Source organism: Kurthia zopfii (assembly GCF_003143955.1).
GTDB lineage: Bacteria > Bacillota > Bacilli > Bacillales_A > Planococcaceae > Kurthia > Kurthia zopfii.
This window is the reverse complement of record NZ_QFVS01000004.1, coordinates 1-18299: the sequence shown is the minus strand read 5'-3', so window position 1 is coordinate 18299 and position 18299 is coordinate 1. Positions and strand designations below refer to the sequence as shown.

22 protein-coding genes and 1 pseudogene are annotated in these 18299 nt (G+C 37.4%); all 23 read left to right on the top strand.

The window, feature by feature from the left end; genetic code table 11:
• The first annotated feature begins 47 nt into the window (after positions 1 to 47).
• Positions 48 to 1358 carry a ribosome biogenesis GTPase Der gene (gene der, locus DF281_RS02420; protein ID WP_109348650.1) on the top strand — a complete coding sequence of 437 codons (1311 nt, stop codon included), beginning with the start codon at positions 48 to 50 and terminating at the stop codon, positions 1356 to 1358.
• Positions 1359 to 1379: 21 nt separating this feature from the next.
• Positions 1380 to 2393 carry an NAD(P)H-dependent glycerol-3-phosphate dehydrogenase gene (locus DF281_RS02415; protein ID WP_109348649.1) on the top strand — a complete coding sequence of 338 codons (1014 nt, stop codon included), beginning with the start codon at positions 1380 to 1382 and terminating at the stop codon, positions 2391 to 2393.
• 348 nt (positions 2394 to 2741) lie between these two features.
• Positions 2742 to 2861 (top strand): transposase, encoded by a 120-nt coding sequence (locus tag DF281_RS15040; RefSeq protein ID WP_109348648.1) that lies wholly within the window; start codon positions 2742 to 2744, stop codon positions 2859 to 2861.
• Between the two features lie 223 nt (positions 2862 to 3084).
• Positions 3085 to 3300, top strand: coding sequence for a DUF2768 domain-containing protein (locus DF281_RS02405; RefSeq protein ID WP_232025795.1), 216 nt, complete (start codon positions 3085 to 3087; stop codon positions 3298 to 3300).
• 25 nt (positions 3301 to 3325) lie between these two features.
• The gene (locus DF281_RS02400) at positions 3326 to 4051 is read left to right on the top strand and encodes a hypothetical protein (protein ID WP_109348647.1); all 726 of its coding nucleotides are present in this window, start codon (positions 3326 to 3328) and stop codon (positions 4049 to 4051) included.
• A gap of 894 nt (positions 4052 to 4945) precedes the next feature.
• On the top strand, positions 4946 to 5218 hold the full coding sequence (locus DF281_RS02395; protein WP_109348646.1) for an HU family DNA-binding protein: 273 nt from the start codon (positions 4946 to 4948) through the stop codon (positions 5216 to 5218).
• Between the two features lie 172 nt (positions 5219 to 5390).
• On the top strand, positions 5391 to 5975 hold the full coding sequence (gene folE, locus DF281_RS02390) for a GTP cyclohydrolase I FolE (protein ID WP_370447835.1): 585 nt from the start codon (positions 5391 to 5393) through the stop codon (positions 5973 to 5975).
• A gap of 61 nt (positions 5976 to 6036) precedes the next feature.
• Entirely contained in the window at positions 6037 to 6258 is a 222-nt protein-coding gene (gene mtrB, locus DF281_RS02385) for a trp RNA-binding attenuation protein MtrB (RefSeq protein WP_109348644.1), read from the top strand.
• A 55-nt stretch (positions 6259 to 6313) separates the two neighbouring features.
• The gene (locus tag DF281_RS02380; RefSeq protein ID WP_109348643.1) at positions 6314 to 7093 is read left to right on the top strand and encodes a heptaprenyl diphosphate synthase component 1; all 780 of its coding nucleotides are present in this window, start codon (positions 6314 to 6316) and stop codon (positions 7091 to 7093) included.
• Between the two features lie 4 nt (positions 7094 to 7097).
• Positions 7098 to 7802 carry a demethylmenaquinone methyltransferase gene (locus DF281_RS02375; protein ID WP_109348642.1) on the top strand — a complete coding sequence of 235 codons (705 nt, stop codon included), beginning with the start codon at positions 7098 to 7100 and terminating at the stop codon, positions 7800 to 7802.
• A 20-nt stretch (positions 7803 to 7822) separates the two neighbouring features.
• Positions 7823 to 8797 carry a heptaprenyl diphosphate synthase component II gene (gene hepT / locus DF281_RS02370; protein ID WP_172461957.1) on the top strand — a complete coding sequence of 325 codons (975 nt, stop codon included), beginning with the start codon at positions 7823 to 7825 and terminating at the stop codon, positions 8795 to 8797.
• A 97-nt stretch (positions 8798 to 8894) separates the two neighbouring features.
• Entirely contained in the window at positions 8895 to 9317 is a 423-nt protein-coding gene (gene ndk / locus DF281_RS02365; protein ID WP_109348641.1) for a nucleoside-diphosphate kinase, read from the top strand.
• Between the two features lie 167 nt (positions 9318 to 9484).
• Positions 9485 to 10258: a CheR family methyltransferase gene (locus DF281_RS02360; protein WP_109348640.1), complete on the top strand. Its 774-nt coding sequence runs from the start codon at positions 9485 to 9487 to the stop codon at positions 10256 to 10258.
• Positions 10259 to 10435: 177 nt separating this feature from the next.
• Positions 10436 to 11617, top strand: coding sequence for a chorismate synthase (aroC, locus tag DF281_RS02355; protein ID WP_109348639.1), 1182 nt, complete (start codon positions 10436 to 10438; stop codon positions 11615 to 11617).
• A 2-nt stretch (positions 11618 to 11619) separates the two neighbouring features.
• On the top strand, positions 11620 to 12693 hold the full coding sequence (aroB, locus tag DF281_RS02350; RefSeq protein WP_109348638.1) for a 3-dehydroquinate synthase: 1074 nt from the start codon (positions 11620 to 11622) through the stop codon (positions 12691 to 12693).
• A gap of 12 nt (positions 12694 to 12705) precedes the next feature.
• On the top strand, positions 12706 to 13068 hold the full coding sequence (gene aroH, locus DF281_RS02345; protein ID WP_109348637.1) for a chorismate mutase: 363 nt from the start codon (positions 12706 to 12708) through the stop codon (positions 13066 to 13068).
• Between the two features lie 26 nt (positions 13069 to 13094).
• A complete protein-coding gene (gene hisC, locus DF281_RS02340; protein WP_109348636.1) occupies positions 13095 to 14195 on the top strand; it encodes a histidinol-phosphate transaminase in 1101 nt (366 codons plus the stop codon).
• Positions 14192 to 15289, top strand: coding sequence for a prephenate dehydrogenase (locus tag DF281_RS02335; RefSeq protein WP_109348635.1), 1098 nt, complete (start codon positions 14192 to 14194; stop codon positions 15287 to 15289). The genes hisC and DF281_RS02335 overlap by 4 nt, the downstream gene beginning before the upstream one ends.
• 12 nt (positions 15290 to 15301) lie before the next feature.
• Entirely contained in the window at positions 15302 to 16591 is a 1290-nt protein-coding gene (aroA, locus tag DF281_RS02330; protein ID WP_109348634.1) for a 3-phosphoshikimate 1-carboxyvinyltransferase, read from the top strand.
• A 382-nt stretch (positions 16592 to 16973) separates the two neighbouring features.
• A pseudogene (locus DF281_RS15035) lies at positions 16974 to 17112 on the top strand (transposase); the annotation flags it as partial.
• Positions 17113 to 17210: 98 nt separating this feature from the next.
• On the top strand, positions 17211 to 17390 hold the full coding sequence (locus DF281_RS02325; RefSeq protein ID WP_109348633.1) for a hypothetical protein: 180 nt from the start codon (positions 17211 to 17213) through the stop codon (positions 17388 to 17390).
• Between the two features lie 129 nt (positions 17391 to 17519).
• Complete coding sequence (gene tnpA, locus DF281_RS02320; RefSeq protein ID WP_109348632.1) at positions 17520 to 17924, top strand: IS200/IS605 family transposase; 405 nt, start codon at positions 17520 to 17522, stop codon at positions 17922 to 17924.
• A 16-nt stretch (positions 17925 to 17940) separates the two neighbouring features.
• Positions 17941 to 18299, top strand: a 359-nt coding sequence (locus DF281_RS02315) for a helix-turn-helix domain-containing protein (RefSeq protein ID WP_146191508.1), incomplete at its 3' end; no start/stop codon positions are given.

Genomic DNA, 18299 nt, shown 5'->3' with positions numbered 1-18299 from the left:
TTTTATTGTAGAATAAGTAATTTTTGAAAGTGGAAGGATGAAGTAAAATGGCGAAACCAGTTATAGCGATCGTCGGCCGTCCTAATGTCGGAAAATCGACTATTTTTAATAGAATTGTAGGAGAACGCGTTTCAATCGTAGAAGATGTTGCAGGCGTAACTCGTGACCGTATATACAGTTCAGCGGATTGGTTAACACACGAATTTAATATTATAGATACAGGCGGTATTGATATCGGTGATGAACCTTTCTTAGATCAAATCCGTCAACAAGCTGAAATTGCAATGGACGAAGCGGATGTTATTATTTTCATGACAAACGGTCGTGAAGGTGTAACTTTAGCGGATGAGCAAGTAGCTAAAATTTTATACAGAACGAATAAACCAGTTGTTTTAGCAGTAAATAAAGTAGATAACCCTGACATGAAAGAAATGATCTATGATTTCTATTCATTAGGATTCGGCGATCCATTCCCAATCTCAGGTTCACACGGTCTTGGACTAGGTGATTTACTTGACGAAGCAGCGAAGCATTTCCCAGAAGTAGAAGATGTTGATTATGACGAGGGTGTTATTAAATTCTCACTAATCGGCCGTCCAAACGTTGGTAAATCTTCTTTAGTGAATGCTTTCTTAGGTGACGAACGTGTTATCGTAAGTAATATCGCTGGTACGACACGCGATGCAGTTGACTCACATTATGTGTTTGATGATCAAGAATATGTCATCATTGATACTGCTGGTATGCGTAAAAAAGGTAAAGTATATGAAAGTACAGAGAAATACAGTGTACTACGTGCTTTAAGAGCAATCGAACGTTCTGACGTTGTTTTAGTTGTTCTGAATGGTGAAGAAGGCATTCAAGAACAAGATAAGAAAATCGCAGGATATGCACACCAAGCTGGTAAAGGTGTCATCATTGTTTATAACAAATGGGACGCTGTCGATAAAGACGAAAAAACAATGAACGAAAAAACAAAAGAAATTCGTGAACAATTCCAGTTCTTGGATTACGCACCAATTGCTTTCACTTCAGCTACAACAGGTAAACGAGTTCATAACTTATTACCAGTCGTAAACCGTGTAAGTGAAAACCACGCAATGCGTATTCAATCAAGTATTCTGAATGAAGTTATTTCTGATGCAGTTGCACGTAATCCAGCGCCTACTGATAAAGGTCGCCGTCTACGTATTTACTACGCGACTCAAGTTGCCATTAAACCGCCAACTTTCGTTGTGTTCGTAAACGAACCAGAATTAATGCACTTCACTTATGAGCGTTTCTTAGAAAACCGTATCCGTGATACATTCGAATTCGAAGGTACGCCGATCAAGATTATTACAAGAGCGCGCGATTAGAATTTTAGGAGGAACTGAACTATGAGTAATGTTACCGTATTTGGAGCGGGCTCATGGGGAACAGCATTAGCTACTGTTCTTGCCGAGAACGATCACAATACTTTGCTATGGTCACATAGACAAGACCAAGCAGATGAAATTCATTTAAAACATACAAATGAAAAGTATTTACCTGGCACTGTATTACCGACTAATCTAAAAGCTACATCAAATATGGATGAAGCTGTTGCACACGCAGAGATCATCGTAATGGCAGTACCAACTAAAGGAATTCGTGAAACTTGCCAAAAGATCATGAAAACTTTAGATCGAAAACTTATTTTTGTCCATGTTTCAAAAGGTATTGAACCTGACACGCTAATTCGTATTTCAAACATCATGAAAGAAGAATTAGATGAATCAGTTGTTCAAGATGTTGTAGCACTTTCAGGGCCAAGTCATGCAGAAGAAGTAGTGAAGCATCATCCAACTACTGTTGCTTCAGCATGTGAGAACCTTGAATCAGCTGCAATTGTTCAAGACCTGTTTATGAATCAATATTTCCGTGTTTATACGAATGAAGATATTGTCGGTGTTGAATTAGGTGGTGCGTTGAAAAACGTTATTGCTTTAGGCGCTGGCGTTTCTGATGGTATTGGATTCGGAGATAATGCGAAAGCTGCGTTAATTACGCGTGGTTTAGCAGAAATCTCGCGTCTAGGTGTTAAGATGGGCGCAAACCCGCTAACATTTATGGGCTTAGCAGGTATGGGTGATTTAATCGTTACTTGTACATCAGTCCATTCACGTAACTGGAGAGCTGGGAACTTACTTGGTAAGGGTCTTAAGCTTGATGAAGTATTAGAGCAGATGGGTATGGTAGTAGAGGGCGTTCGTACAACGAAAGCTGCTCACCAACTTGCTGCGAAGTATGATGTATCAATGCCGATTACGGAAGGTTTATATGAAGTGTTATTTGAAGAACAATCTCCAAAAGAAATTGTTGAAAAATTAATGCTACGTATGAAAAAAACCGAAATGGATGGCAAATATTAAATATTTAAAGTTCCTAGAGTTTCACCTTAAATGGTGGAACTCTTTTTTTGGTTCTATTGTATATGTTGGATTCTTGAAACAAGTCACATTGTGGCTTTCAGAAATAACGAATGCTTCACACTTGTTTTTCGGCAGGAGTCCTCGTTATTTCTTTCAATGTTGATCTATGTGAAAAAAAAGCATTACTCCGCTAATTCCTTTATACATAATAAGCTAAAGAAGGCTTAACTGTGGTACATGAATATTCTAGGATTAAGAGATATTTTAATCACAAAAAACCGAAAAAATTGGTGGAAGTATGCACTTTATATTGAGATCCCTCATGCTTATCCATCTGCCATTTAAACAATGAAAAGCTGGCAGATAGAAATACTAAAAAGTTTTGCTTCTGGTTATTCAAATGACTTTTTTGAAGACCTTAATAACAAAATAACAGTGATGAAATGCAATACCTATGGCTATAAATGATTCGATCGATTTAGAGCAAACAAGTACAAAAAGGTTGAATGAATTTGAAAATCCAATTTCATTCACCCCAACATTTGACAAAGAGCTATTTCTTTCAATAAGGTCTATGTGATAAAAATAGTCGAGGATCCCAATTAACCATCATCATAATATTGGATTAGTACCCACCAAATTCTTTTTGTGTTATAATTTTCCTTAAATAATGAAAGGTGTTGAGTGAAAGATGGATAATCTCGCACTATCCTTAGCAATATCTCCAATGAATATGATGTGGATTTCATTTTATTCAATTGGATTTATGATGATTGCCATGTTTTTAATTCATGTAAGTCGCACAAAAATATCGAATGGCGTAGTAAGTATCGTCGTTTCACTAATGGCATACGGCTTTTTACTATTAGGCGGATTAACGATGGTATTTGTCATATTTTACTGGTAACTATACATAAAAATGAGGTTATTATATGAAGAAACTGAAATTGATTTTAACGATTCTAGTAGCTATGGCAGTATTAAGCGGCTGTCTATATCCGAAGGCGGAGAAGCGTGAATTAGAAACAGCTGACGCACTAAATCTTGAGATGATTCAAAAAGCTGTGGACCAATATAGAGAGAAAACGGGAGGGCTACTGCCGATCAAGACGCGGGATCAAAACACCGACCAATATATTCGATACCCAATCGATTTTGAGAAGTTATTAAGAGAAGGTGTTTTAGAGAAATACCCTGCGAATTCATTTGAAAAAGGTGGTCTATTTCAATATGTGATTTGGAAGGCGGAGAGCAAGCAGCCTGTTGTGAAAGTTGTCGATTTACAACAAGCGGAAGCAATCCGAGAACTATCCATTAAAAAAGGTGTAAATGGTTATGTGCCGTTAGCAGAAAATATCAGTGGAAATATTTATAAATTGGCTTATGAAAAGATGGGATTAAAAGCTGCACCAAGTGTGCCAAGTCCATATTCTTCAACAAATCTGCCTATTGTCATTAAAGGAACTGGAGAAATTGTAGTCGATTACTCGATTGAATTACAAAAAATTGTGAATGAAAAGAAGCCGAAAGTTAAAAAAAATGAAGATATTCGCTATTTATTAGAGGATCAATATCCGATTTTACCCGCATTTTCTGCAAAATATATTTTAAATAATGACGGAGAAGTAGCATTTTTTGATGATCGAAAAAATAAATAACGGGAGAAGTTCATGTTTTTTTATAAAAATATGAACTTTTTTTCGCGAAAAAAATGAGTGAAATAGCATCTATTATTGAATGATAGGAAAATATACTCATGGTTGTTTTATGGTTTTTTTACAATTAAATACGAGGATCAAGGTATGAGAAGATGGAATAGTACACTTGGTTATGAGAAAAAACAGTAGTAGAACGGACCGGAAATAGCAGATTCTGATGTGCTTAAAACTGGTAGATTCATATGTAAAATGCGATGAATATTCGCTTTTTATAGATCGGGTTTTATGCATTTTCAGTAAAAATAATGGCGCTTATTTGAAAAAATATTGCTAAATGAAAAGGAAATAGTATAATGGGAATATTAGGTAAAAAAGATTTTTAAAGGAAAAATAATATTAAAAATCGAGGAATTTAGTAAAAAAAACAGGATTATTAAAAAAAATCGCAAAAAGTGTTTAGAAATTAGAAAGAAAGGTAATCTATATGTTGTGTACGGGAATATGTGGTAAATGTTGTTATATCAATGTTTAAAATGTATGCAATCTATTAGATATACATTTGTGTGCATAAATATACGAAGTTCGTGAATTTTAGCAATTCTTTCATTTTGGTGAAGGAACCATAATTCATTTACAAACGTACTTATTTCTCAAAACAGATTTAAAAAGATCAATGATTTGAGAAGTCGCGGAATGGAATCAATCATATGTACCTGACTTTCCCATTTTGAGGAAAAGCTTTATGACTGGGTCTAACTTACTACATATCGAGTGAAAGGCTTAAAGTTGCTTAAAGTTGGTAAAAGAAGTATAAATGTTATTGCGTAGTAAATAAGGTTTGTGCTAATCTTTTTACATGATTTAACACAGAATCATTGAGAGGAGGTGAATGGTGTGAACAAAACAGAATTAGTGAACTCAGTAGCTGAAGCTGCAGAACTTTCTAAGAAAGATGCTGCTAAAGCGGTTGAATCTGTATTTGAAACAATCCAAGAGGCTCTAGCTAAAGGTGATAAAGTACAATTAATCGGTTTTGGTAACTTTGAAGTTCGTGAACGTGCTGCTCGTAAAGGCCGCAACCCACAAACAGGTAAAGAAATCCAAATCGCTGCAAGTAAAGTACCTGCTTTCAAACCAGGTAAAGCACTTAAAGACGCAGTTAAATAATTGCACTCGAGCAATACATAAGAGTAGTTGATCTTCGGATCGACTACTCTTTTTGTTTGTTTCAAAAAACAACAAAAAATTTGTGGGAATTATCGTCTTACACCTTTGCTATGCATGGGGGTATATGCTAACATCAAAAAGAGAATTTCATGTAGATAATGGGGGATTAAAATTGACGAAGCAAATAAATTCACAAGTTGACATAGATAAAATTAAAGATGCCGTAACGATGATTTTAGAAGCAGTGGGAGAAGATCCGACAAGAGAAGGATTAATCGACACGCCTAAAAGAGTTGCGAAAATGTATGCAGAAATGTTTGAAGGATTACATAAAGACCCGAAAGAATACTTTGAAACTGTATTTAACGAAGGTCACGATGAAGTAGTACTTGTGAAGGATATCCCTTTCTTCTCAATGTGTGAGCATCATCTCGTGCCTTTTTATGGCAAGGCCCATGTTGCTTACATCCCTCAAGGTGGAGTAGTAGCAGGCTTAAGTAAATTAGCACGTACAGTCGAAACGGTTGCACGTAGACCGCAGCTTCAAGAGAGAATTACAGGCACTGTAGCAGAGACATTGATGGAAATGCTTAAACCACAGGGCGTATATGTTGTTGTGGAAGCAGAGCATATGTGTATGACGATGCGCGGTATTAAGAAACCGGGAGCTAAAACGATTACATCTGTAGCAAAAGGAATCTTTGAAACGGATGATGTAAAACGAAATGAAATTCTATCGTTCATTCAAATGCCTTAATTTTGAACGTTTTTTATGATATTATGGAAGAAGCAAATTCGAATGATAGGAGAACTGTCTTATGTCTCAAAATGATTTTATCGTAATTAAAGCAGAAGAAGATGGAGTACACGTAATTGGCCTTACACGTGGAGACGATACTAAATTCCATCATTCCGAAAAACTTGATCGTGGTGAGGTTATGATTGCGCAATTCACGGAGCATACATCAGCTATGAAAATTCGTGGCAAAGCGACAATCCAATCAGCTAACGGTACTGTTGAAAGTGACTCAAAAAAATAAAGTTTGAACGAATAGAGCACTCACATCAGGAAATGAATTGAATGGAGATTTTTTTATGAATGCAGCTAAAATGAAGCAACTCGTAACCGAATTAAAAGATGAAATTAATATAAAATTGCATCATAGAACACTCCTGGAATATACAGGTCAACCACCAATATGGGAAGACCAATTGTTTTATTTATTATTGCCAAAGTTTAATGGCGAGCAGTGGACTCAAAATCATCAAGTCACAGCACAAAGCGTCGTCATGATTCAAACTGCATTGACGACACATGATTTAGTGCAGGAATTCGAGGCCACCTCTAAACAACAGCAACTCATGGTTCTTGCTGGTGATTATTATAGCGGACGTTATTACGCAACACTCGCTGAATTACCTAATATTCAATTAGTTAGTGAATTATCCGATGCGGTTGCAGAAATTAGTGAAAATAAAACAGCTTTCTATGAGCCTGTTCAAAAAGATTTACAACAATGGATTGAGATATTTGAAGTAATCGTTAGTAAGGCGATTGAAAGTTTTATGACTCATTTTGAACTTAAAGCTTACATTCCATTTATTCAAAAAGGGATGTTAGTCAATCGATTATCAACAGAATTACAGCGATTCACTGAAGGAACGAGTACAGTACGCTTTGTGAACGTTATTGCGGAGTCATTTGCGACTCATGAAGAAGCAGTAGCGAAAATTCAAATTGAATTACACGCGCAAATTGAACAATTCCAAAAGTTAATTCGTAAAACAGAATTATTAAATCCAGCAATTAAAGACGTATTACTAGGTCAAATGGACGTGCTAACCGCTGCACAACACATGACGAGAGAAGGTTGAAAAATTGGTACAATCAAAAGAAGAACGCGTACATGAAGTATTTGAGAATATATCTGGTAGTTATGACAAAATGAACTCAGTAATCAGTTTCCAACTGCATAAAAAATGGCGTAAAGACACGATGAAGCGCATGAACATTCAAAAAGGTTCAAAAGCTTTAGACGTGTGCTGCGGTACTGCAGATTGGTCAATTGCACTTGCGGAAGCTGTAGGTAAAGAAGGACATGTAACTGGTCTTGATTTTAGCCAAAATATGCTGAATGTCGGAATTGAAAAAACAAAGGATATGCCAAATGTGAAATTAATCCAAGGTAATGCGATGGAACTACCTTTTGAAGATGATTCATTTGATTACGTAACGATTGGTTTTGGACTTCGTAATGTACCTGACTATATGCAAGTTTTAAAAGAGATGCACCGCGTAGTGAAGCCAGGAGGTAAAGTCGTTTGTTTAGAAACGTCACAATCTGAGATTCCGGTATACAAACATCTTTTCAAATTTTATTTCAAATTTATTATGCCGATCTTCGGAAAACTATTTGCTAAAAGCTATAAAGAATATTCATGGCTTCAAGAATCAGCAGATGGCTTCCCAGGTCGCCGTGAGTTGAAGAAAATGTTTGAACAAGCAGGTATGAAAAATGTTACATTCAAATCATATAGTGGCGGTGCAGCTGCGACACATATTGGATTCAAAAAAGAAAACTAGGTGGGAGAAGGTTTATTCACGTGGAAAAGATGAAGCTAAAGATGCTCTATTCTGGTATGAAATCAGAAATTGACATCATCGAAAAAGAATTAGAAATAGCGCTGAATTCCTCTTCACAATTTTTGAATGAAGCTTCTTTGCATCTTCTGAAAGCTGGGGGAAAAAGAATTCGTCCAGTTTTTGTTTTACTATCTGCAAAATTCGGGCATTATGATATTCAGCAAATCAAAAATGTTGCTGTGCCATTAGAATTAATTCACATGGCTTCACTCGTGCATGATGACGTAATTGACAATGCTGAATTACGTAGAGGTAGAGAAACTGTAAAAGCTCAATTCAATAACCGTGTTGCAATGTACAATGGCGATTTCATTTTCGCCAAAGCATTAGATTATATGACGCGAATCGAAAACCCTAAAGCTCACCAAGTATTAGCGAATACGATGGTTGAGATTTGTGTAGGAGAAATTATCCAAATAGAGGATAAGATGGTTTTACAACAAAATTTACGTGATTACTTCCGTAGAATTAAGCGTAAAACAGCTATCTTAATCGCTTCTAGTTGTGAATTAGGCGCAATCGCATCAGGTGCTTCTGATGAAGTAGTGCTTAGACTAAAGCGTTTTGGCTATTATGTCGGGATGTCTTTCCAAATTATCGATGATATTTTAGACTTTACAGCTACGGATCGACAATTAGGCAAGCCAGCTGGTAGTGATTTGATGCAAGGGAATGTGACGTTACCAGCCATTTATGCACTTGAGGATGATGCGATTCGTCCACTAATCGAAAAAACTTTAGCGGGCCCAATTAGTGAAGGCGAACGAATGCAGCTATTAAAAGCAATTCGTAAATCACCTGCTATTCAAAAGGCGAATGCATTGAGTGATCTATATTTAGAGAAAGCTTTGAAAGAAGTTAGTTATTTACCAGACCACCCAGTGAACAAATCATTAATTGATATTGCCAATTTCATGGGAAAACGTAAATTTTAATAGAATATACGAGTAATTGTTGTACATTATGGGATTCAATGATAAAATTCTACGGTAGGTATTATACCTGTAGATAATTTTAAGGAGTGTTTTAAACATGGCTATCCAACAAACATTTTTAATGGTTAAACCAGACGGCGTAAACCGTCAAGTAGTAGGTGATATCGTAGATCGTTTCGAACGTCGCGGTTTCGTACTTAAAGGTGCTAAACTTATGAACATCACTGAAGAACTTGCTAAAAACCACTACGCAGAGCACGCTGAACGTCCTTTCTTCGGTGAATTAGTAGAATTCATCACTTCAGGTCCAGTATTCGCAATGGTATGGGAAGGCGAAAACGTTATCTCATTAGCACGTCTAATGATGGGCGCTACTAACCCTGCTGAATCTGCTCCAGGAACAATCCGCGGTGACTACGCTACAACAGTAGCTGAAAACATCATCCACGGTTCTGATTCTTTAGCATCAGCTGAACGTGAAATCGGTTTATTCTTCGGTCAAGACGGCCTAGTAAAATAATCAACTGATTGATTGAAGAGTACTGTGCTTTTAAGCACGGTGCTCTTTTCTTATATTTTCATATGATTATCGCTCTAAATTATTTCAAAACTGTCAATTTAAAGTATCTTCCTTCTTTTGGATGAATCCTTTATAATGGTTATAGGAAATAAGGGAGGGTATAAAGTATGAATGATTATGAAATTTTCGTTGAAAAAGTAAAAAGAAAAACGGGGATTGATCTTGCTCTTTATAAAGAAGCGCAAATGAAAAGACGACTAGCTTCCCTTTACGAGAAAAAAGGCTTTCGTTCATTTGTTGAGTTTTATAATGCCATGGAGTCGAATCGAGAATTAATGGATGAGTTTTTAGATCGAATGACGATTAACGTATCTGAATTTTATCGAAACGGCAAAAGATGGGATGTTTTAGAACAGAAAATCTTCCCTAGACTTTTGAAAGAAAGCTCACGTTTGAAAGTATGGAGCGCTGCTTGCTCGACTGGCGAAGAACCGTACTCGCTTGCGATGGTGCTATCAAAACTTCAACCGATTTCACAAGTGTCAATTCAAGCGACTGATTTGGATGAGAATGCGATTGCGAAAGCAAAAGCGGCGGTGTACCCTGAAAGATCATTAGTTGAAGTACCAGCAGATATTAAAGCAAAACATTTTGAATCAGAGGGATCTTTTTTCAAAGTATCTCAAGCGATTCAAAAAACAGTGAATTTCAAAAAACACAATCTTTTAAAAGATACATATGACAGAGGATTTGATTTAATCGTCTGCAGAAATGTTATGATTTATTTTACGGAAGAAGCAAAAGAACAGATTTATCATAACTTTAGTAAAGCATTAAAACCAGGTGGCGTATTATTTGTTGGAAGTACCGAGCAAATATTCAATCCTGCAAAATATGATTTCGAAGTAGAAGATACATTTTTCTACCGAAAGAAACGCTAAAATGAAGCGACACGCTTTTCGCATTTGTGGAAAGCGGTTTTTTATAAATAAAAATATATTCAAAAAACATAAAAATTTCAGTTTATTTAATTTTATTAGAAAATCGACTGAAATTCACGCAAATATATGTTATAGTGAAAAACATATACTTTAGCGAGTTGAAGGGAGAAAGTGCAAATGAGATACTTAACAGCGGGCGAATCACATGGCCCACAACTTACAGCAATTATTGAAGGTGTTCCTTCGTTATTACCAATTACAGCAGAACAAATTAATCATGAATTAAAAAGACGTCAAGGTGGACACGGCAGAGGTCGCAGAATGCAGATTGAGACAGATACAGTTGAAATCACTTCTGGTATTCGACACGGCAAAACACTTGGCTCACCGATCGCATTAGTCGTTACAAATGATGATTGGACACATTGGACGAAAATCATGGGTGCTGAACCATTAGCAGAAGGTGTCGATCCAAATGAAATCAAACGTCAAATTTCGCGCCCACGCCCTGGACACGCTGATTTAGTCGGTGGTATGAAGTATGGTCATAGAGACTTACGAAACGTCTTAGAACGCTCGTCAGCACGTGAAACGACAGTGCGTGTAGCGGTTGGAGCAGTTTCTAAAATCCTTTTAGAGCAATTAGGCATTAAAATCGTCGCACATGTAGTTGAAATCGGGGGCATCGCAGTAGATCGCAGCGCTACTGAAGGAATGACAGCTGATGAAATTCGCGCAATCGTGGAAGAAGATCCATGTTACTGCGTAGACCCAGAAGCTTCAGCGAAAATGGTTGAACTAATCGATGCGACGAAGAAAGCAGGCGATACGATCGGTGGCGTAGTTGAAGTCATCGTTGAAGGCATGCCAGCAGGCGTCGGTTCTTATGTCCAATACGACCGAAAATTAGACGGTAAATTAGCACAGGCGATGTTAAGCATTAACGCATTTAAAGGTGTGGAATTCGGTATTGGATTCGATGCAGCTCATGTTCCTGGTTCTCAAGTACATGACGAAATTCTTTTTGATGAAGAAAATGGTTACACACGTAAAACGAATAGACTTGGTGGTTTAGAAGGCGGAATGTCGACAGGACTGCCAATCGTTGTACGAGGTGTGATGAAGCCAATTCCAACACTATACAAACCACTTCAAAGCGTAGATATCGAGACGAAAGAGCCTTTCAAAGCTTCAGTTGAACGTTCGGATGCTTGTGCTGTACCTGCTGCTTCAGTTGTCGCAGAACACGCCATTGCATTTGAAATTGCAAAAGCATTATTAGAACAGTTCCACGCGGATCAATTACCGCAATTGAAAGAACAAATCGAACAACAAAAACAATATTCAAAGGAGTTTTAATCATGCGTATTCCAGTTCAAACACCATCTCATTTCTATGAAGTGGTCATTGGCTCGAATCATTTACAAGAAGCTGTAAAAACACTTTCCGAAAAAATTGAAGATGCTGACCAATTAATCGTTTTCACCGATGAAAATGTATGGCGACAACATCAAGCGCGATTTACAGCTGAATTTCCTTATGAATTTAAAGTTTTCGTACTTCCAGCAGGTGAAGCATGCAAAACATTCGAAAATTATTTTGCATCACAAACATTTTTACTAGAAGAAAAATGCACGAGAAAATCGATGTTATTTGCATTTGGAGGAGGGGCTGTAGGCGATTTAACAGGTTATGTCGCAGCAACCTTTATGCGAGGTATTCCGTTCGTCCAAATCCCGACAACGATTTTAGCGCATGATTCAGCAGTAGGTGGCAAAACGGCGATCAATCATCCACTCGGTAAAAATATGATTGGCGCATTTTATCAACCACAGGCCGTGCTGTATGATATTGACTTTTTGAAGACACTTCCGGAAAAAGAGGTACGTTCGGGTATGGCAGAAGCGATCAAACATGCATTGATTTCTGATGAACAATGGTATGACGACATGGTGACGAAGGATGTAACGAATCTTACGCAGACAGAATTAGCCGAATACTTGCAAAAAGGTATTCAAGTGAAGGCTGATATTGTCGCACAAGATGAGCAGGAGCATTCCGTACGTAAGTATTTGAATTTTGGTCATACTTACGGTCATGCGATTGAAGCTGCTTCTGGTTTTGGCAAGTTAGCACACGGGGAAGCAGTCATGATCGGTATGGTTTATGCGCTTTTATTAGGTGAAAAATATGGCTCAATTACGAGAAATCAGACAGTAGCATTTTTACAATTTGCGAAAAATAGTGGTTATCAATTTGAGCCGGTTCACCAATTTACATTTGATGAATTACTACCATATTTGATGAAAGATAAAAAGGCGGAGTATGGCATTTTACAATTTGTATTACTTGAAAAAATAGGTCAGCCTTTTGTGCAAAAAGTAACTGTAGAAGAATGCCGAGAGATCGACGCGATTTTACGAACAATAATTTAGAGGGGTGTTTACATGATTCGAGGCATAAGAGGAGCAACGACGATTGTTGAAAATGACGCACAATTCGTTCAGCAAGCAACAGTTGAATTATTACAACAACTAATCGAAAGAAATGCGATAGAAGCTGAAAATGTTGCTTCAGTTGTGATTACGACAACGCCAGATATTACTTCTGCTTTTCCAGCAAAATCTGTTCGAACTTATGAAGGTTGGGATTATGTACCGGTCATGTGTATGCATGAGATGAATGTGGAAGGCGCATTGCCACTATGCATTCGTATGTTAGTACATGTCGAAACGGCGGTTAATCAACGTGACATCCAACATGTTTACTTAAATGACGCGGTTAAATTAAGACCAGATTTAGTGAAATAAACGACTTAGAAAGAGGCGAAGGTAAGATGAAATGGAAAGAATCAGTTAAAGGGTTAAAAGCATACCAACCGGGGAAATCGATTGACGCAGTTAAGAGAGAATTTGGTTTGGATGAAATTGTGAAATTAGCATCTAATGAAAATCCATTAGGATGTTCACCAAAAGTGACAGCATATTTACAAGAATCTGCTCATAATTTTGCACTATATCCAGATGGTTATGGGACAGATATGAGAAATGCTGTTGCCAACCACTTAAACGTCAATCCAAATCAACTTATTTTCGGTAATGGTTCAGATGAGTTAATTAGCATCGTTACACGCGCACTTTTACAACCAGGTGTGAATACAGTAATGGCTACACCAACTTTCTCACAATATAAATTAAACGCAGTAATCGAAGGGGCAGAAGTGCGAGAAGTACCTTTGAAAAATCGATTACATGATTTAGATGCCATGTACGATGCAATCGATGCACATACGGCAGTTGTCTGGATTTGTAGCCCGAACAATCCAACAGGTGGCATTGTAGAAGACGCACCATTACAAGCCTTTTTAGCAAAAGTGCCAAGTGATGTATTAGTCGTTTTAGATGAAGCATATTTTGAATATGTGACAAGTGCTAATCTCCACGATTCAATCTCTCTATTAAATCAATATAAGAATATATTAATTTTACGTACGTTTTCAAAAGCATATGGACTTGCGGCATTCCGAGTTGGTTACGGAATTGCTCATCCAGACTTGATTGCGAAATTTGATCCTGTTCGTGGACCATTCAACAATACGGTCTTGAGCCAAGCTATTGTACCTGTAGCTGTTGCAGATCAAGCATACTTAGAACAATGTCGTGAAGTAAATGAAGCTGGCAAAAAGCAATACATTACTTTTTGTGAAGCAAATCAATTGGATTACTGCCCAACGGAGACGAACTTCATCTTATTCGAAGTGAAGATGGATAGTGATGAAGTGTTCCAAAAATTGATGGAAAAAGGCTATATTATCCGTAGCGGGAATGCATTAGGTGTTCCTCAATATATTCGTGTAACGATTGGTACGAAAGAACAGAATGAAGGTTTACTCGCACAACTTCAAACAATTTTACAACAACAAGGTGTGGTCGTTTGAGTAAAAAAATTGTCGTAATAGGACTCGGTCTAATTGGAGGTTCCATCGCATTGGCGCTCCAACGCTCTCCAGAAAATCGCGTATTTGGCTACGATGCTAGTGCAAATACACTTCAAAGTGCGAAAGTGTTAGGCGTGATTCATGAAGCGGCGCAAGATCCAGAAATTGAAGCGAAAGATGCGGATGTATTGATATTTGCGACACCTGTCAACGCGACACTTGAATGGATGAAGAAAATCCAAGCTTGGCAATTACGAGAAGATGTCATCGTTACAGATACAGGTAGTACGAAACAGATGATCATGGATGAAGCAGAGCTTTTACAAGCGCGTGGCATTACTTTTATCGGTGGGCATCCAATGGCCGGCTCGCATAAAAGTGGTGTGATGGCTGCAAAACCAATATTATTTGAAAATGCGTATTATATGCTGACACCATTAGCATCTACTTCGAAAGAACAAGTGAAGAATTTAGAAAATTTATTAAAATTAACAAGTGCGAAAATCGTCGTTGTCCCTGCAGAAGAACATGATCATATGACTTCTGTTGTGAGTCATTTCCCCCATGTTGTCGCGGCTTCACTCGTGCATCAATTATCAAAGGAAAATGAAACGAATGGTTTCACACGTCGTTTAGCAGCTGGTGGTTTCCGCGATATTACGCGAATCGCAAGTTCAAACCCTACGATGTGGCAAGATATTACGGTACAAAATAAAGAACAAATTCAACAACAATTAAGCAAATGGCAGCAAGAGATGTCGCGCGTTCAATCGATTTTAACTGAAGGAACGGATGATGATATTTTCCGCTTTTTCTCGGAGGCAAAGTCGTTCCGAGATGATTTACCTGTTTCTTCGGGTGCAATCTTTACGACGTATGATCTCTATATTGACGTACCCGATTACCCTGGTAGTATTGCCGAAATAACAGGCTATTTTGCTGAAGAAAAAATTAGTATTACAAATATACGAATTGTCGAAACACGCGAAGATGTTTTCGGAATTTTAGTTGTAAGTTTCCAAACGAATGGAGATCGTCAACGAGCGGCGGAATGTATTAGAAGTCGCAGCCCATATGAGTTTTACATTTCTTAAGGAGGCTATAATATGGCGAATAAAACGATTAATTTCGAGAATCAAAGTTTAAAAGGAACGATCAAAGTTCCAGGAGATAAGTCGATTTCTCACCGCTCGATTATGTTCGGTAGTATGGCTGAAGGAACGACAAATGTGACCGGATTCCTACCGGGTGAAGATTGCTTAAGTACGATTGCTGCATTTAAACAAATGGGCGTAAAAATTGAGCAAAACGGTACAAATGTCAAAATTGAAAGTCGTGGTATGGACGCTTGGGAAGAACCAAAGGATATTTTATATATGGGGAATTCAGGGACGACTACGCGATTATTATTAGGTTTACTAGCGGGTTCTCACATTCATGCAGTGTTAACAGGGGATGAATCGATTGCCAAACGGCCGATGAAACGTGTCATCAATCCATTAAGAGAGATGAATGCACAGTTCTCTGGGCGTGAAGATGGTCAATTCACACCGATTGCGGTCAAAGGTAGTCCATTAAATGCGATTGAATATGTGATGCCAGTAGCGAGCGCACAAGTGAAATCAGCGATCCTTCTTGCGGCATTGAATGCAAATGGAACGACAGTGATTCATGAAGTTGAGAAGACGAGAGATCATACGGAGAAAATGTTAAAACAATTTGGTGTAGACCTTAATGTTGAAGATAAAAAAATCTCTATTCAAGGTGGTCAGAAATTGAAAGCTGTTAAAGTCGATGTACCAAGTGACATTTCTTCTGCTGCATTCTTCCTTGTAGCAGGTGCGATTTCGCCAAATAGTGAAATTACACTTAAAAATGTCGGTTTAAATGAAACACGTACAGGAATTATTGATGTATTGCAACAAATGAATGCTCAATTGACGATTTCTGAAGTTGACGACAGTAATCCTGAAGCGATTGGAACGTTAACAATCAAAACTTCAGACTTGAAAGCGACAGTAATTGGTGGAGATATTATCCCAAGATTAATCGATGAAATTCCGATTATCGCCCTTTTAGCAACGCAAGCAGAAGGTACGACCATTATTAAAGATGCTGAAGAATTGAAAGTGAAGGAAACGAATCGAATAGATGCTGTTGTAGACGAGTTGAAAAAGTTAGGTGCAAATATTGAAGCGACGGATGATGGAATGAAAATTACAGGTCCTACGAAGCTATCAGGTGCATCTTTACGAACTTATGGCGATCACCGCATTGGCATGATGAATGCGATTGCTTCACTTGTAACATCAGGTGCTATTACGATAGATGATCCGGATTGTATCGCAGTATCTTATCCGACATTCTTTGAAGATCTACAAAAATTATCACAATAGTTCGATGAGCGAGCGTATGTTTCTTAAATGAAGCGTATGCCGCTCATTTTTTACGGTCCTATAATATATGTTGGGGTCTTAAAACAATTTACGTTGTAGCTTTCAGAAATAACGAATGCTTTCCGCCGACAAGTGCCGCACTATTTCTTTCCACTTTAGGTGGAAAGAAAGGCGCAAAACGCTCGTTCATATGCGAGGGTACTGCAAGGTTTGAAGAGAAAGTAAAAGCACCATTACTTTCTCCCGAAAACCTGAAGTATCCCATAGCATATAGCGTTTGAAGCTAGACAAAGAAAGGATTGCTTCACACTTGTTTTTCGGCAGGAGTCCTCGTTATTTCTTTCAATGATTGATACTAACGCTTTTCGAAAGAAAGGAATCAGGTTATTCAAATGGTTTTTTTGGAAGGTATTAATAACAAAAAAGTAATGAAACACAATGCATTTGGCTATAAACGATTCAATCGATTTATACCCAAAATACAATTAGCAATCAAGTACAAAAATGTTGGGCTGAATTAAAAAAATCAATTTCATTCACCCCAACTTTTGACGCAGAGCAAGAACTTAACATTATTTTTAGTATATAATTATTTGGATTTAGAAAGTAAGGTGGTCAAATGGCAGTAATTGCAGGTGCATTATTCATTAGTTTTTTTATGATTAATTTTATTGTCATGTTGAATCAAATACTAAAAGAGGCGAAAGAAAGTAATAAAAACGTCTTCAGAATGCTCGTCTATATACCTCTTGGGGTTATTTTTAACATCTGTTCGGTAGAATTCCCCCATCTTCTATAAGTGGGGGATGAATACCGTTCAGTTTGAGGGTTACCGTTGGTAACTCGAAAACTGATATAAAGGGTTTATTGCCTTTTTATTTTAGGTTTGATAAAATCAGTCTATAATTAGTTAGGAGTTTATATATTAATGAAATTAGACACAAATAAACATTCAGTCTTTCAACTTTATTATCACCTTATATTCGTTACGAAATATCGAAGAAAAGTAATAGATGATGAAATATCTGAATTCGCTAAATCAACTTTCGAGCGAATTGCGGAATCATATCACATCACGCTAGAAGAATGGAATCACGACCAAGACCATGTGCATATCTTATTCAAGGCTCACCCTAAAACGGAATTGAGCAAATTTATCAATTCGTATAAAAGTGCAAGTTCTCGATTGATTAAACGTGATTATCCAAGAGTGAAAGAACACCTTTGGAAAGAAATGTTTTGGTCTAAAAGTTTTTGTCTTTTGACAACAGGTGGCGCACCGATTGAAGTCATCAAAAAATACATTGAAGAACAAGGAAATAATCACAAATAAAAAGGAGGTAAACCTTATGGAACAATTGAAAGCCTACAAATTCAGAATTTACCCAACAGAAGAACAAGAAATATTCTTTGCGAAGACGTTCGGTTGTGTCCGTAAGGTCTACAACCTTATGCTGGATGAACGGATGAAAAATTATGAAGAATCCAAACTCGATGTATCCAAAAAACAAAAATTCCCGACACCTGCAAAATATAAGACGGAATTTCCCTTTTTGAAAGAAGTCGATAGTTTAGCTTTAGCTAACGCACAACGTAACTTAGAAAAAGCCTATAAAAACTTCTTCCGCGATCAATCTGTTGGATTCCCTCGTTTCAAAAGTAAGAAAAACCCGATACAAAGCTATACAACGAACAATCAAAAAGGCAC